Origin of the sequence: Corallococcus sp. Z5C101001, assembly GCF_007352635.1 — a bacterium.
GTDB lineage: Bacteria > Myxococcota > Myxococcia > Myxococcales > Myxococcaceae > Corallococcus > Corallococcus silvisoli.
Genome location: NZ_VKLU01000002.1, coordinates 59,681 through 74,900, shown reverse-complemented (window position 1 = coordinate 74,900; position 15,220 = coordinate 59,681). Strand labels below are relative to the sequence as shown.

Below are 15,220 nucleotides of genomic sequence, written 5' to 3'. Positions count from 1 at the left end.
CTAGCGGAAAGCCTGTCGCGGCACCAGGGGCCCGCGAAACGTCGTCTGCTCGAAGTCACATCGGTCCCGCCACTCGGTGGCGGAGGCGCGGAAGGCGGCACCGTAGTCCGGCAGCGCCCCCACTTCATGGCGCACGGCGCCGCAGTCGCCCGCGAGGTAGGCGGCTTCAATCTTCAGCCGTGTCGCCTCGCGGCGGATGGCCTCCGGGAGCGCGGTGTCCGCCAGGGCGCGTTGAAGTTGCTCGGTCGCGAGTGCCGGCGCACCCACCTGGTGCAGGCGCCGCCCCAGCAGGTAGTGCAGCCAGGGGTCCTGCGGCGCGGCGAGCAGGGCCCGGTCCAGCAGCAGCAGGCGCAGCTCTTCATGGGGGGCGCGGAAGTAGGCCTCGATGGGGGCCCGGCGCGAGGGCGTCTCCAGCGCGGCCAGCTTCACCTGCGCGGTGCGCGTCACTTCCGGTCCCGGGTCCAGCGCCAGCGCGGCGTTGAGGAACGCGCGCGAACCCTCCAGGTCCTGAAGGTGGAGGGCCACGTCGGCGCGGGCCACGGCCACCTCCGCGGCGAGCGCGGGCCGGTCCTTCACCTGGTTCGCGAGCGAGGCCAGCACCCGGGCCGCGTCGGCGGTGCGCTCCAGGGCGTCCAGCGCCACGGCCTGCCCCAACTGGAAGGACGGCTCCTCCGGCTGGAGCGCCGCGGCGCGCTGGTAGCGCTGGAGCGCGTCCTGGGGATCGCTGGCGAGCGCGTCGCGGGCGGAGTCCGACAGGCGCGCCACCTCGCGGGCGCAGGCGCGGGAGAAGAGGCTGCCCGTGCGGAAGCGGGCGAACGCGCGTGCGAGCGTCGAGGCGTCCAGGGGCAGCGCGTCCAGGGTGCGCTCCCATTCGGTGACGAGCTCGTCCAGGGGCCGGCCGTAGGCCGCGTCGAAGTCCGCGTGCGCGTAGACGGCGCGCAGCTTGTCCGCGCCGTAGGTGTCCGCCAGATAGCGCAGGAACGAGCCCGCCACGGTGTACGCCCGCGCCGGGGCGGACTGGTAGAAGCCCTTGGGGCCCATGAGGTCGCGCATGTCCGGGGCCAGCCCCTGGCGGCGCATGCCCGCGGCCCACTGGTGCAGCGTGAGCTCCCCCTGCACGGGGTCGTCCGCGGCCACCGCGAGCCCTTCAATCACGCCCATCAGGGGCCAGGCGCCCAGCCGGGTGGTGACGCGGAAGAAGCCCGAACCCGCGGGGCCCGCCATGACGTGCGCCAGCTCGTGGTGCAGCGTCGTATGGGGGAAGGGCTTGTCCTGGATGTGCAGCTCCGTGCGCCACGGCTTGGCGAACTGGGTGCGGCCCGCGCCCACCAGCCGCTGCTTCTCTTCCTCGGAGCGGTAGAGCCACACGCGCACGCGCTCCGTGGGCGCGACGCCCAGGAAGTGCTCCGTCTGCGCGTAGCGGAACTCCAGGTCGCGGGCCATCCGGTCCACGTCCTCGCGGGCCTTGCCCCGGGGGTAGTGCAGGACGAAGTGCTCTGTCTCCCGCACGCCGCCCAGCTGCTCCGCCAGGTACGCGTCCGTCATGCGCAGCCCCAGCTGGGGTGCCCGGGACTCCAGGAACGCGATGCCCAGGGCGCAGGGCAGGACCCAGCCCAGCAGGCTCGCGAGCCGCGCGCCCTTCAGCGCCAGGCGACCGGTGCGCACGTCGACGAACGCCATGGAGAGCCCGCCGAAGACGCCCACCCACAGAAGTGTCTCCAGCCGGAACCAGCCCAGCGCGGCCGTCATCTGGAGGGCCTCGTCGTACAGCGGGCCGGGCAGGTGACCCAGGAAGAGGTTGAAGGCGAACACCTGGGGGCCGAAGACGATGGGCCACACCGTGACGCCCAGCGACGCGAGGACGAGCAGCGCGTACAGGCCGGCCGCGCTCCGGGGGCGGGCCGTCGCGAAGCCCAGGAACACGCCGGCCGCGGAGGCCAGCAGGGCGCTGGGCACGGTGAGCAGGGGGTAGAATCCCGCCAGCTCGAACGGGTCGCACGCGGTGCGCAGCCGGGCGAAGAGCAGGGCGCAGACGAAGGGGGGGACCAGCACCCCCAGGTTCAGGACGGCGCTGGCGCCCAGGGCGCGCCCCACGGCGGTTCCGGGCAGGGCGGAGGCTTCCACCCCGGCGGGCCGGGGCAGGGCGCCGGTGAGGATGCGCCGCTCCTGGGCGGCGGCGGCGATGCCCGTCCCTCCCCCGAGCAGGCCGACGGCGATGGCCAGGGCGAGCCCCAGCTCGAAGCCGGGAACCCCGAAAAGCGGAAGCAGGACGAGGCCCGCCCCACCGCCGCCAAGCAGCAGCACGGTGGCCAGGACGGCCGGACGGCCCAACAAGGCGCGGGCACGGGAGAGGACTTGCCGCATGGCGTCCCCTATACTCCCCGGCCGCATGTCCGAACAGAAGAGCGGATCCGAACTGCGCACCCATGGTCGTGCGCCCATCGAGCTGAAGGTCGACTACAAGAAGCTCAATTCGTTCTTCGCTGACTACACGAAGAACATCAGCAAGGGCGGCACGTTCATCAAGACGAAGAAGCCCCTGCCCATTGGCACGCGCTTCCTCTTCAAGCTGACGGTGCCCCACCGCGAGGCGCCCTTCGAGCTGCTGGGCGAAGTGGTGTGGTCCAAGGCCGACGCGGAGGAGCCCGGCATGGGCATCCGCTTCATCTACAGCAGCGAGTCGCAGCGTGTGGACTTCGAGACGCTGGTGGAGCGGCTCATGTCCGACAGCCTGGGCTCCGAGCTGACCGAGAAGCTGCTCAACAAGCCCCTGCACCCCCAGCACCCATGAAGGCGCGCCTCTCGTTCGTGCTGGCGGCGCTGGCCTTCGCGGGCGGCGCATGCCAGGAAGCGCCCGCCGCGCCCCCCAAGCCCGCGCCCGTTCCGGCGCGGGAGCGTTCCAAGGACGTGGCGGCGGAGGATTTCGTGATGCCAACCCTGCCGCGCGCGCACGTGCGGCTGAAGGATGCCTACGGGGGCGTGCACCGCGTGGAGGTGGAGGTGGCCGCCACGGGGGAGGCGCGCACGCGCGGCCTCATGTGGCGCAAGGCGCTGCCTGCCGGACAGGGCATGCTCTTCCTCTTCCCGGAGGAGGAGGTGCGCGGCTTCTGGATGCGCAACACGCTCATCCCGCTGGACATGCTCTTCATCACGTCCGACCACCGCATCGTCGGCATCATCGAGAACGCGGAGCCGCGCACGCTGACGAACCGCTCGGTGGGAATCCCCAGCCAGTTCGTGCTGGAGGTGCCGGGCGGCTGGTGTCAGGCGAACGGCATCGTCCGGGGCGGCACCGCGGAGTTCGAGGGCGTGAGCACCGTCCCCATCGTTCCGTGACACGCAGGGCCCGGGCTCCGCGCGGCTGTCGCAAGGCCCGCCTGCCCGTGATGAAGAAGTGACGCGCTCCTCAAGGCAGCGTCACCTGTCCTCCGCAGGATGCGTCCGCGTGCCGCCGCCCCGAAGTCGGGCGGTGCGCGCATGCCACCTTCTGGAGGATGCACTGCATGGCTTCTCGTCTGATGAGCCGCGCCACTGGCGCGATGCTCCTGCTTGGCACCGCGACATGGGTGGGCTGCGAGGGTTCGCAGGGCCCCGCGGGTGATGATGGCGCCGCGGGTCGGGACGGTCAGGATGGGCAGAACGGCCAGAACGGCCAGGACGGAGTCCAGGGACCGAAGGGAGAGCCAGGCGCCGAGGGGCCGGGCACCCTGGGACAGCCTGGACCTGGCGCCGTGGCGCGGGCGCCGGGCGTGGAGCCCGGCACGCCGCTGTCGTCCGTCATCGCGGTCACCTTCCGCGGGGACCTGGGCACGGGTGCCACCAACGTCGCGGAGTACGTGAAGGCGCGCGTGGAGCAGGTCGTCACGGGGAAGCTGCCCTCGCCGCTGATGTTCCCGCTGTCGTCGGCGTCCACGGACTCGGTGCGCTCGGTGCCGGGGCTGTTCCCCACCACGGTCATCAAGTGGATGGACCCGCTCGCGTACACGAAGGGCGCCGCCCGCTTCGGCGCGAACGTGGACTACATCGCCTACTTCGGGGACGGCTGGTCCCAGGACGGCCGCGCGCCGCAGTACAACGGCCAGGGCTCCGCGGGTTGGCTGTGGATCAACCACGAGTACATCTCCGGCACGAAGCCGCGCGTGGGCACGGCGCCCATCGGCCAGCACCTGGACTTCGCGCGCTTCCTGCGCAACACGGGCACGCTCTCCAACACGGTTTCGGATGGCACGTCGTGGCAGTCGGACGCGCTCGTCACCTACAACCGCGAATGGAAGAAGCAGGTGGGCGGCACCTGGATGCGCGTGGTGCAGGACCCCGCGACGGGGGGCTGGGCGGTGGACCGCAACGCGGCCAACGTGCGCTACGACGCCAGCAGCGCCACCCTGGCGAAGGTGGTGGGCGTGGCGCTCTCCGCCGGGGATCATGACGACTCCGGCGTGGCGCTGGAGGCGGGAGTGGTGCCCGGCACGCACTCCAACTGCTCCGGCGGCCAGACGCCGTGGGGCACCCTCATCGTCGGCGAGGAGAACGTCCAGGGCGTCTACGGAGACCCCGAGGCCGCGCTGTGGACGGGCAAGAACGACTGGATCCCGGCGGCCCTGGGCTTCGCGCCGGGTGCGCCGCTCGCGCCTGACTTCTCGGCCCCGGCGGACGGCGACCTCATCAGCTCCGACCGCAACTCGTCGCACCTGAAGGATGGGTACGGCTACCTGACGGAGGTGGATCCGGGCCAGCCGCCGGAGCTCTGGTACGGCAAGGATGCGCAGAAGCCGGGCGCGGGCCACCGCAAGCTGGGCGTGATGGGCCGCGCGCACTGGGAGAACGCCTCCTTCGTGGTCGGCCCGGACTGGAAGCTGCTCGCGAACCAGCCCATCGTCATCTACGCCGGCGACGACCGGCGCGGCGGACGCATCTTCAAGTTCGTGTCGCAGGGCCGGTACACGCCTGGGATGACGCAGGCGCAGGTGCGCGCGCTCCTGGACGCGGGCACGCTCTACGCGGCGCACTTCGCGGGGCTGGACAACGCGACGGGCGACACGCTGGTGGGCGGCGCGGTGCCCACGGACGCGGCCCCGGGCCATGGCCGCTGGGTGAAGCTGAGCCTGGACAGCACGGACCTGGCGCCCAATGGCGAGGCGTTCGGCCAGCCGACGCTGCAGGTGGGCGCGGCGCTGCGTGACGCGAACCACAACGCGGTGGGCGGCTTCACCAACGACGACCAGGTGCGCAAGCTGCTGTGGACGGCGGCGAACAAGGTGGGCGTGATGGAGCTCAACCGCCCGGAGGACACGGAGTGGAACCCGAAGGACCCCAGCGGTACGCCGCTGCTCTACGTGGCCTTCACCGAGCACGGCGACCCCACGGCGCTGGATCAGCAGGGCCGGGTGGCCACCGCCGCGCTGGAGAACGGCACCTGGGTGAAGAAGGCGCGCGGCGCGCAGGACAACCGCGCGGTGGACAAGGTGGGCTCCCTCTTCGCCATTCGCGAAGCGGATGCCGCGGCGCCCGCGGGCTCGCGCACGTTCGACTTCTTCCGCGTGTGGAAGGGCGAGACCGCGGCCACCAGCCCGATGCCGGAGTTCGCGGCGGCCAAGCCGGACAACCTGCTCATCGACCGTGAAGGCGGCGTGTGGTTCGGCACCGACGGCAACTTCGGCGTCAACAAGGTGGCGGACGGCGTGTTCTATCTGGACCAGGCGCCCGCGCACCGCGCCAGCCCGTACTTCCGCAAGGCGTTCCGCGTGCTGTCCATGCCCAGCGACGCGGAGGCCACGGGGCCGGCGTTCAACTCCGACATGACCAGCCTGTTCGTCAGCGTCCAGCACCCGGGCGAGGACAACTTCAGCGTCTGGCCGTAGCGCACCCATGCATCAGGACGAGGACGGAGTTCAACGCATGCGTTCTTCGCATTTCGACGGGGTCCGGATTCCCGCCGTCATCGTCCTGACGCTGGGGGCCTTCGCCGCCATGGCGGGCGTGTGGCGTCTGCGCCCGCCCGCCGTGGCCGAGGCCCCGTTTGATCCGCTCGCGCAGGCCCTGGCGGCGGGCAGCCGCGTGGCCAACCGCGAGGCCCCGGTGCCGTCCATGTGTTACACGAAGACGGCCGGGGTCTCGAACCCGTGCTGGACGTGTCACACCGGCGGCGTGGGCAACAACGTGATGGCGGATGAGTCGCTCCAGGCGGAGTACGCCTTCAGCGACGTGGCCCTGACGAACCACTGGACCAACCTCTTCACGGAGCGCTCGAAGGCCATCGCCGAGAGCACCGACGGCGAGGTGCTCGAGTACATCCGCGAGGACAACTTCACGCCGCTCCGGGCCGCGCTCCTGGGGCGCGTGGAGGGCTACAAGGGGTGGGTGCCGGACCTGGACCTGGCGCGCGGCTTCGACGCGGAGGGCTTCGCCCGCGACGGGAGCGGGTGGCGCGCGGTGCGCTACAAGCCCTTCCTGGGCACGTTCTGGCCCACGAATGGGAGCACCGACGACGTCTACGTCCGGCTCCCGGAGGACTTTCGGAAGGACGCGCGGGGACAGCCCTCGCGCGAGGTGTACCGCTTCAACCTCGCCGTGCTGGAAGCGGCGATGACGGTGGACCCCGGCCTCCTGGACGCGAAGGCCGCGCGCCGCCGTGTCGAGCCGGTGGATGAGCGCGTGGGGGGCATGGACCTGGACGGCGACGGGCGGCTGTCCCCTGGCGTGGAGGTCGTGCTCGGGCTCCCGGCCCACTACGCGGGCGGCGCGGCGGAGGTGCCGGTGCGGCGCTACACGTATCCGCGCGGCACGGAGTTCCTGCACACCGTGCGCTACGTGGACCCGGATGCCCCCGCGCTGCTGTCCGCGCGGTTGAAGGAGCTGCGCTATGCCCGCAAGGACGAGGCGCCCGAGGACGACCGGGTGCGGAACTTCTACGCGGAGGAGCAGGAGAAGAAGGCGCGCGGCCGGCTCCCCGCGTTCCCCGGCACGCCGGAGCTGGGGTTGATCAACGAGTTCGGCTGGCGCCTGCAGGGGTTCATCGAGGATGCCCGGGGACGGCTGCGCCTCCAGACGCTGGAGGAGCACGTGTACTGCATGGGGTGCCACACGAACCTGGGCGTCACGGTGGATCAGACCTTCGCGTTCCCGCGCAAGGTGCCTGGGCGTGACGGGTGGCGGACCCAGGACCTGCGCGGCATCCCGGACGTGCCGCAGGCGGGACATGCCGCGCCGGAGACCGCGACGTACTTCGAGCGCGTGCGGGGCGGGGATGAGTTCCGCGCGAACGATGAGCTGCTCGCGCGCTTCTTCCCGAAGGGGGTCCTGGACCTGCCTTCGGTGCGGCGCGCGGCGCCAGGAGGGGACCGCGACCTCGCGTGGCTGGTGACGCCCTCGAGGGCGCGCGCGCTCCAACTGAACAAGGCCTACTGGGCGCTGGTGCGGGAGCAGGCGTTCACGCTGGGACGGGACACGCTCCTGGCGCCGCCCGCGAACGTGCACCGCGCGGTGGAGAACGGCTCCACGGAGCTGGAGGCCACGGGCCGGCTCTTCACCGACGGGCGGCTGCACCTCACCTGGGAGTGAGGCGCGGGGGGCAGGCGCGGCCTACTTCGCCGCGCCGGGCTGGAACAAGAACGTGCTGGTGTGCGTCTGCGCGGAGACCGCCTTCACCCGCTTGCGCAGGGACGCGGCGACCGACGACAGCTCCGCGGCGTGGGGCGTGGCGGACAGCCCGCCGTTGTCCACCGCCGCGAGGCTCAGCGTCACCCGCTCCGGGTTGCCCGCGGCGTCGCTCGCGGTGAAGCCGCTCCGGCGCAGGTCCTCCGGACCGTAGAGGGGCACCTTCTCCGCGTCGAAGCGCTGGCAGAGCGTGCGCAACACCTCCGGCGCCACCACGTCGGGACACACGAGCACGAAGTCGTCGCCGCCCACGTGCCCCAGGTGCGAGCCCGGCGGGAGCAGGTGCAGGCACTCCGACAACAGGCTCGCCGTGTAGCGGATCACCCGGTCGCCCTGGAGGAAGCCGTAGCGGTCGTTGTACGTCTCGAAGTGGTCCAGGTCCGCGTAGATGACCGTGAACGCCTGCCCCTGGAGCGCGGCGCGGATCCACCGCTCGATCATCCGGCTGCCGGGCAGGTCCGTGAGCGGATGCGCGCCGGTGGCGGCGTGCTGCTCCAGGTCCGAGGCGCGCGCGATGAGCTGCTTCATCGTCACCGTGCCCAGGAAGTGTCCCTTCGCGTCCGTCACCACCACCGGGTCGTAGACGGACTCGGGCGGACGGCGCATCGCCATGCGTGCCAGGGCGGTGATGGCCGTGGCGTCCTCCACCACCATCGGAGCCTCGCGCGGGCCGTCCGGCAGCGACGGCGCCGCGGTGGGCGCGACGCCACCGAAGCGCGCGTAGAAGCTCCGCCGCGTCACCACCGCGTGCGGCTGCTCGCCTTCCAGCAGCACCACGTGGTCCTCGCCTGGGGTGCGGCGGAAGAGCCGATCCAGCTCCACCGCGGACGAGGACACCGGCGCGCACGGGGGGCGGATGATCATGCTGCCCACCGTCTCGTCGTCCTCGTGCTCCCGGTGGTGCAGCGCGCGGATGGCCTCGCGGCAGCGCTCCGCGAAGTCCGCGCCCGGCCGCTGCGGCGAGCTCACGGGGCGCGCCAGCAGGTAGCCCTGCGCGTGCCGGATGCCCAGGCGCAGCAGCACCGCCAGCTCGTTCCACGTCTCCACGCCCTCGGCGATGAGCACCGCGTCCACGCGCTGCGCGAAGGCGACCAGCGACTTCACCAGGTGCTGCCGGTAGGTGTGCAGGTGGATGTCGCGCACCAGCGCCTGGTCCAGCTTGATGAAGTCCGGCGCGCTGTGCACCAGCGTCACCAACCCCGAGTGCCCCGCGCCGAAGTCGTCCAGCGCGATGCCAAAGCCCTGCTCCGCGTAGCGCCGCGCGAGCATGCGCAGCTGGTCCGTGTCCTCGAACGTGCTGCGCTCGGTGATCTCCAGCACCAGCTGCTGCGGGCTCAAGCCGTGCTGGCGCAAGAGCTCCAGCGTGGACGCACCGCCGAAGCGCTCGTCGCTCAGCACGTCGGGGCTGACGTTGAAGAAGAAGGGCCCGCGCCGCTGCGCTTCCGGCAGCGTGGCGATGCGGCGCACCGCCGCCGTCCAGCACGCTCGCTCCAGCTCGTAGGTGAAGCCTTCCACTCGCGCGCGGTTGAACAACTCGTTGGGGGACTCCACCGGCCCCAGGCCGCGAGACAACACCTCGTGGCCGAGCACCTCGCCGCTGAGCAGATCGACGATGGGTTGGAAGACGGTGGCGACCCTCGGCTCGTCACCGTTCCATAGCCAGGGAGGTGGCGGAGCAGGCTTGCTGGGGGAGGGCAGGCTCATGACCTCCGAAATGTACCGCGCTCCGGGGCAAGCTTCAGGCCCCCCCGACCTGACGGCAGGTCCAAGACCCAAAACGGACGCTTGTCACCAGGTGACATCTGGCCCCCGAGAGGGCCGTCCAGGGGAGCCCCCAGGGGCCTATTTCTCCTGAATCTGTTGAGTTTCCGGCATGTTGGCGCCCTCCGAGGCGAGGGGCGCGGGGTCCACGGGCGCCAGCGGGGGGGCCTCCACCGGCGCGACCTGGGTCAGCGTGACCTGCGCCGCGACCGCGTCCATCGCCTGACCTTCCTCTCCCTGGGCGGTCGAGAGGGCGCGGAAACGTCGAGCCAGCGACGCCAGCTCCGCCGCCTTCAGCTGGGCCTGGCCGCTGCGCAAGGACAGCAGCGACACGCGCGCGCGCTCCAGCAGGGCCACCTCCGCGCGCAGCCTCGCGAGGATGCGCTCCCGGCGCTGGCGCATGCCCCCCAGCCGCTCCACCTCCTCGGCCAGCGACGCCGCCGCGACCTCCAATTGCCGCCGGGCCACCGGGTCGGTGCTGGCGCGCGCGCCGCGCTCCAGGCTGTCCCGCTCCGCCTGCAGCTCCGCCGTGGCGCGCTCCTCCAACTGGGCCTCCACGCCGGCCCACTCGGACGCCAGCTCCACCGCGCCGCGGGTGATGCGCGCCAGCGTGCGGGCCAGCTCCTCGCGCGCGGGCTCCCGGGGCAGCTTCGCCAGCGACTGTCCGCACTGCCGATAGAGCGACAGCGCGCGCTCGGACAGCGTGTGGAAGTCACCCGACAGCTGGGGCAGCAGCTCCTCCGCGCGCGCCTCCACCGGGTCGGCCGTCAGCCCCAGGTGCGCGGCGATGGCCCCCAGCCCCACGAACAACCCCACGATGCCACCCACCACCACCGCGGCCAGCAAGGTGGGCGTGGCCACGGAGGCCAGCCGCACCGCCAGGACCTTCGCCACCACGCCGCCCGCCAGGGTGAGCCCGGCGCCCAGCACGCTGCCCAGCCCGTAGTGGATGAGCGTGGGGCGGGCCTCCGCCACCTGGCCCTCCTCGCCCAGGTCGTTGAGGCGGGCGCGCACCAGCAGGGCCCCGGCGGCAGCGCCGCTCGTCGCCACCGTCCACGCGGGCGAAAGGCCCAGGCCATACGGCAGGCCCACGAGCAGCAGCCCCAGCCCGCTGAGCAGGCCCCGGTCCCACCGGTCGCCGCGGGCGCACGCCAGCACCACCGCGGCGGGGACCAGCCACGTCAGCGGCACCGGCATGCCCACGCGCAGGGTGAGCCACTGCAGGAGGCCCGCCCCGGCGCCTGCCGCCAGCGCGCGCGTGACGGTCTGCTCGAAGGCTTCGCGGTGGTGGAACTGCAACACGGCGGCATTCATCGGGACACCCCGGGAACGGCCCTCGGGCCGGGAATGTCCCTTCGAACGCGCGGGCGGCGAAAAGGGTCTACGCCTTCGGGCGCGAGATGGGTCCCGTCCGGCCCTTCGTCACGCGCAGGTAGTCCGCGGGGGCGAGCACCAGTTGCGTGCCCCGCACCCCGGCCGACACGGCGACGGCGTCGAACAGCTCCAGCGTCTCATCCACGAAGACGGGGTAGTCCTTCTTGCCCCCCAGCGCGGTGACGCCGCCCCGGATGTAGCCGGTGAGCGGCTGCAGCTCCTTGAGCGGGACCGTCTCCACCTTGCGGTCGCCGCTGAGCCGCGCGAGGGCCTTCAGGTCCAGCTCCGCGTTGCCGGGCACGACCGCCATCAGCACGCCGGTGCGGTCGCCCTTCGCCACCAGCGTCTTGAAGACCTGCTCCGGGGGCATGCCCACCTTGGCGGCCACCGTCTCCGCGGACAGGTCGTCCGGATCCAGGTCGTAGTCGCGCAGGGTGTACGCGATGCCGAGCGAATCCAGGAGGCGGGCGGCGTTCGTCTTCACGGGCGTTACATCCCCAGGAGCGTGGCGGCGGCCTTCACGCGCTCGAGCGCGTCCTCGGGCGTGCGCCCCACCGCGGACAGGTGGCCCATCTTGCGGCCCTTGCGCGCGTCACGCTTGCCGTACAGGTGCAGCCGGACGCCGGGCAGCGCCAGCGCCTGCGCGAACCGGGGGCCGCCTTCGCGCAGCCACAGGTCGCCCAGCAGGTTCACGATGGCGGCGGGGCGCACCACCTCCACGGAGCCCAGGGGCAGGTTGCACACCGCGCGCACGGCCTGCTCGAACTGACTCGTCAGGCACGCCACCTCCGTCGAATGGAAGCTGTTGTGCGGCCGGGGCGCCACCTCGTTCACCAGGAGCGCCCCGTCGCCCAGGAGGAACATCTCCACCACCAGCAGCCCCTCCACCTTCAGCGCGGAGGTGATGTCGCGCGCCACCTGCGACGCCTGCGACAGCACGGCGTCCGGCAGCGGTCCTGGCAAAAGCGACCACGCGAGGATGCGCTCCTCGTGGTGGTTGAACGCCGGCGGGTACACCGCCAGCTGGCCATCCGGCCCCCGGGCGACCAGCACGGACAGCTCCGCCTTCAGGTCCAGCGCGGCCTCCACCACCACGGAGCGCTCGCCCAGCTCCTTCCACGCGACGCCCGCCTCGGAGGCCTGCTTCACCTCGTACTGGCCGCGCCCGTCGTAGCCGCCCTCGCTGGACTTGATGAAGCACTTGCCGCCCAGCGCGGTGATGGCCTCCGAGAGCTCCGCCTCCGAGTTCGCCTCCCGCCACGGCCCCAGCGGAAAGCCGCCCTTCGCGAGCCAGCCCTTCTGCCGGCCGCGGTGCTGCACCACCTCCAGCACGGAGGCGCCGGGCCGCATGGGCGCGTGGCGGGCCACCGCGTTGAGCGTGGACAGCGCCACCTTTTCAATCTCCAGCGTCACCACGTCGCACGCGCGCGCCAGGTCCTCCGCGGCCGCCGCGTCGGCGAAGGACGCGGTGATGCAGCGGTCCACCACCGAGCGCGAAGGGCACGCCGAGTCCGGATCCAACGCCTGCACCTGGTAGCCCAGCGTGCGCGCGGCGAGCGCCATCATGCGCCCCAACTGGCCGCCGCCCAGGATGCCCAGCGTCCCACCGGGAAGCACCACGCGCGCCGTCATCCCGCCACCTCTCGCTGCGCCAGGACCTCGTCGGTGCGCGCCTTGCGCCACGTGCCCAGCCGCTCGCGGACCTCCGGGTACTTCAGCGCCAGGATGGCCGCCGCGTGCAGCGCCGCGTTGGCGGCCCCCGGCTTCCCGATGGCCTGCGTGCCCACCGGGACGCCCTTGGGCATCTGCACGATGGAGAGCAGCGCGTCGAAGCCGGAGAGCACCGTGGTGGGCATGGGCACGCCCAGCACGGGCAGCAGCGTCTTGCTGGACACCATTCCGGGCAGGTGCGCCGCGCCGCCCGCCGCGGCGATGATGACGGACAGGCCGCGCCCCTCCGCGGTGGACGCGTACTCCATCATCCAGTCCGGGGTGCGGTGCGCGGACACGATGCGCACCTCATGCGGGATGCGCAGCTCGGCGAGGATGTCGATCGCCGGTTGCAGGTGTTCGAGGTCGCTTCTGCCGCCCATGATGACCCCAACCCACGGGGTGCTCGCGCTCGCCGCCATGCTGTCTCGCGCCTCCAGTGCGCCGCTTCCGTGTTCCAGGGAGTGAAGCCTGGAAGAACGCGGAGATAGGGCCACGCGATTCCTCGGGTCAACCGCGAAGATGCCCCTTCGCGCCACCCGGAGGGCGGGGGACCGAGCGCCGCCCCCTCCTGCCCCTGGGTTTCCAGACGCCAAGGCCCCGCCGTCACGTTCGCGTGACGGCGGGGCCCGCTCTGGAGAGACCTTCGTGCGTCAGTACGTGGAGCCCATGCGGCCGAAGCTCTTGAGCGCCTTCACCTTGCTGCTCTTCACCGCGGCCCGCTGGGCCTCCTCCGTCTCCGCGTCGTCGTATTCCTTCATCGCGCGGGCCTGGTCGGCCTGGTCCGCGGCCACCGCCGCGGCGCCCGCCACGGCGCCCGCCTCCTGGAAGAGCACCTGGTTCTGGCTGAGGTAGCCCTTCGCCTCGTCCTTCCGGCCCTGGCTCATCGCCTCCGCGGCCTTCTGGAGGTTCTGCGCGCTGCGGGCCCGGGCCGCGTACACCGTGGCCTCCTTGTCCTGGCGCCGCGCCACCTCCTCCTGCACGTCGGTGGCCACCGCGGCCAGCGTGGACGCGTCCTCCACGTTCTTCTGCACGAGCAGGTCGGTGTAGGCGACCCGCAGCCCGGCCACCTGCACGGACTGGCCCGGCGCCGTGCCCGTCACGTGGAGCCGCGCCACCACGCGCTCGGACTGGCCCGCGGAGAAGTCCGGCAGCGCCACGCGCACGGTGTTGCCGGCCTGGTGCGCGCGGTAGCCCAGCACCTCGTCCAGGCTCGTTCCGGGGGGCAGCTCGAACGACAGCTCCACGTTGCGCGCCACCGCGGTGGTGGCCTGCTGCAGGTCGCGCTGGAAGAGGGTGGACAGCTTGCTCGCGTCCTCCAGGAAGCCGTACGCGCCGGCGCCGTACTCGGCGAACGCCTGCATCAGGTCCTCGTTGAAGTCGGTGCCCACGCCAATGGAGCTCACCGTGATGCCGGAGGCGCGGATGTCCTTCACCACGTTCTTCAGGCCCTCCGCGTCCGACACGCCCTCCGTGGGCTGGCCGTCGCTCATCAGGATGAGGCGGTGGACGCGGGCCTCGCCCCCCATGGCGGAGGCCAGCTGCGTGCGGCCCACGCTCAGGCCCGCGCTGATGTTGGTGCCGCCGTCATCCCAGATGCCGTCGATGAACTGCATCATCCGCTCGCGGTTGCTCGCGGTCGCCGGCAGCGACGGGAGGCTCTTCACATCCGAGCCGTAGTGCACGATGGCCAGCCGGTCCTCGTCGCGCAGCAGCGTCACCAGGTGCCGCGCGGCCTGCTTCGCCTGCTGGAGCTTGTAGCCGCTCATGGACCCGGACCGGTCGATGACGACGGCCAGGTTCACGGGGCTGCGCTTCGCGCCGGGCACCTCCGCGCCGGTGAGGTCCACCGTCACGTACATCTCCGACGGGCCCACCGGCACGTACGGGTGCGACAGCCGGCTCGTCACCTGGAGGCTGCCCGAGGACGACCGGGGCCCCACGGGGACGGGCGGGGAGGGCGGGGTCGGGGTCGGCGTCGTGACGACGACCTGGGGCGTGGGTTGCGTGCCGCCCCCCCGGGGCATGCCCAGCACCAGCGCGGTGAGGGCGAGGCCGCCGGCCAGGGCGAGGAACAGGACCGTACGATTCATGGCTGGGCTCCGAAGGCGTGTGAGACGCGGGCCCTGCCTTTACGTACGGGGTGCGCGAAAAGGTCTAACCCTTTCGCGCGAGGCGACTGTTCAGTGCGCCGTTCAGGTGCCCTGCGAGGCCGGCGTCGCGCCCGCGCAGAAGTAGGGCGAGTTGTTCTCGCCGAAGGTGCGCCGGTAGTAGGTCTCGTCCGCCACGCGGATGGCGTCCAGCGTCGCCTGGTCCAGGAGCAGGGGCCGGCACGTCATGCGGTCCTTGAGGCCCGCCTGCACGTCGTCGACGGTGCGGGTGATGTCGCAGCCCGTGGTGGTGCCCTGCACGCACTCCTTGCTGCAGTAGCCCAGCGCCACCGCCTGCGGGTCCTCGCTGCGGGGGCTCGAGTCATCGCGCACGCAGATGAGGTCCTCGCAGTCCAGCGCGCCAAAGGAGATGAAGTCCTGATCCGCCGCGATGTCCTTCTCCTGGATCTCCACGAACTTGGTGGGGCCCTGCGCCTGCTCATCGGCCGTGGCCTTGCGCACCAGACGGCACGGCTTGCCCAACTCGGTGGTGACGTCGCAGCCCCCCATCAGGAGGACGGCGGACAGGAAGAGCGCGGATCGCACGAACATCGTTGAGACCTCTAGAAGGG

12 protein-coding genes are annotated in these 15,220 nt (G+C 72.1%); 4 read left to right on the top strand and 8 right to left on the bottom strand.

The window, feature by feature from the left end; all coding sequences use genetic code 11:
* Complete coding sequence (locus FOF48_RS05925; RefSeq protein WP_186001801.1) at positions 1-2,364, bottom strand: hypothetical protein; 2,364 nt, start codon at positions 2,362-2,364, stop codon at positions 1-3.
* 25 nt (positions 2,365-2,389) lie between these two features.
* Between FOF48_RS05925 and FOF48_RS05920 the strand changes: the two genes are divergently transcribed.
* The 4 genes from FOF48_RS05920 to FOF48_RS05905 all read left to right on the top strand — a co-directional run bounded on the left by FOF48_RS05920 (position 2,390) and on the right by FOF48_RS05905 (position 7,557).
* Positions 2,390-2,791, top strand: coding sequence for a TIGR02266 family protein (locus tag FOF48_RS05920; protein WP_043321926.1), 402 nt, complete (start codon positions 2,390-2,392; stop codon positions 2,789-2,791).
* On the top strand, positions 2,788-3,336 hold the full coding sequence (locus FOF48_RS05915; protein ID WP_143899188.1) for a DUF192 domain-containing protein: 549 nt from the start codon (positions 2,788-2,790) through the stop codon (positions 3,334-3,336). The genes FOF48_RS05920 and FOF48_RS05915 overlap by 4 nt, the downstream gene beginning before the upstream one ends.
* Before the next feature lie 167 nt (positions 3,337-3,503).
* Positions 3,504-5,858: a PhoX family phosphatase gene (locus tag FOF48_RS05910; RefSeq protein WP_186001800.1), complete on the top strand. Its 2,355-nt coding sequence runs from the start codon at positions 3,504-3,506 to the stop codon at positions 5,856-5,858.
* A gap of 37 nt (positions 5,859-5,895) precedes the next feature.
* Positions 5,896-7,557: a hypothetical protein gene (locus tag FOF48_RS05905; protein WP_143899186.1), complete on the top strand. Its 1,662-nt coding sequence runs from the start codon at positions 5,896-5,898 to the stop codon at positions 7,555-7,557.
* 21 nt (positions 7,558-7,578) lie between these two features.
* Here the strand turns inward: FOF48_RS05905 and FOF48_RS05900 are convergent, their stop codons facing one another.
* From FOF48_RS05900 to cglC, 7 genes are all read right to left on the bottom strand, one after another.
* The gene (locus tag FOF48_RS05900; RefSeq protein ID WP_161664185.1) at positions 7,579-9,357 is read right to left on the bottom strand and encodes a bifunctional diguanylate cyclase/phosphodiesterase; all 1,779 of its coding nucleotides are present in this window, start codon (positions 9,355-9,357) and stop codon (positions 7,579-7,581) included.
* A 138-nt stretch (positions 9,358-9,495) separates the two neighbouring features.
* Positions 9,496-10,728, bottom strand: coding sequence for a hypothetical protein (locus FOF48_RS05895; RefSeq protein ID WP_143899185.1), 1,233 nt, complete (start codon positions 10,726-10,728; stop codon positions 9,496-9,498).
* 67 nt (positions 10,729-10,795) lie between these two features.
* Positions 10,796-11,272: a Cys-tRNA(Pro) deacylase gene (gene ybaK, locus FOF48_RS05890; RefSeq protein ID WP_143899184.1), complete on the bottom strand. Its 477-nt coding sequence runs from the start codon at positions 11,270-11,272 to the stop codon at positions 10,796-10,798.
* Positions 11,273-11,277: 5 nt separating this feature from the next.
* Positions 11,278-12,420 (bottom strand): 5-(carboxyamino)imidazole ribonucleotide synthase, encoded by a 1,143-nt coding sequence (gene purK, locus FOF48_RS05885; protein WP_143899183.1) that lies wholly within the window; start codon positions 12,418-12,420, stop codon positions 11,278-11,280.
* On the bottom strand, positions 12,417-12,920 hold the full coding sequence (gene purE / locus FOF48_RS05880; protein ID WP_186001799.1) for a 5-(carboxyamino)imidazole ribonucleotide mutase: 504 nt from the start codon (positions 12,918-12,920) through the stop codon (positions 12,417-12,419). Before purE ends, purK begins: the two co-directional genes overlap by 4 nt.
* 231 nt (positions 12,921-13,151) lie before the next feature.
* Entirely contained in the window at positions 13,152-14,591 is a 1,440-nt protein-coding gene (locus FOF48_RS05875; protein WP_143899181.1) for a VWA domain-containing protein, read from the bottom strand.
* A gap of 102 nt (positions 14,592-14,693) precedes the next feature.
* Positions 14,694-15,200, bottom strand: coding sequence for an adventurous gliding motility lipoprotein CglC (cglC, locus tag FOF48_RS05870; protein ID WP_143899180.1), 507 nt, complete (start codon positions 15,198-15,200; stop codon positions 14,694-14,696).
* Positions 15,201-15,220 lie beyond the last annotated feature (20 nt).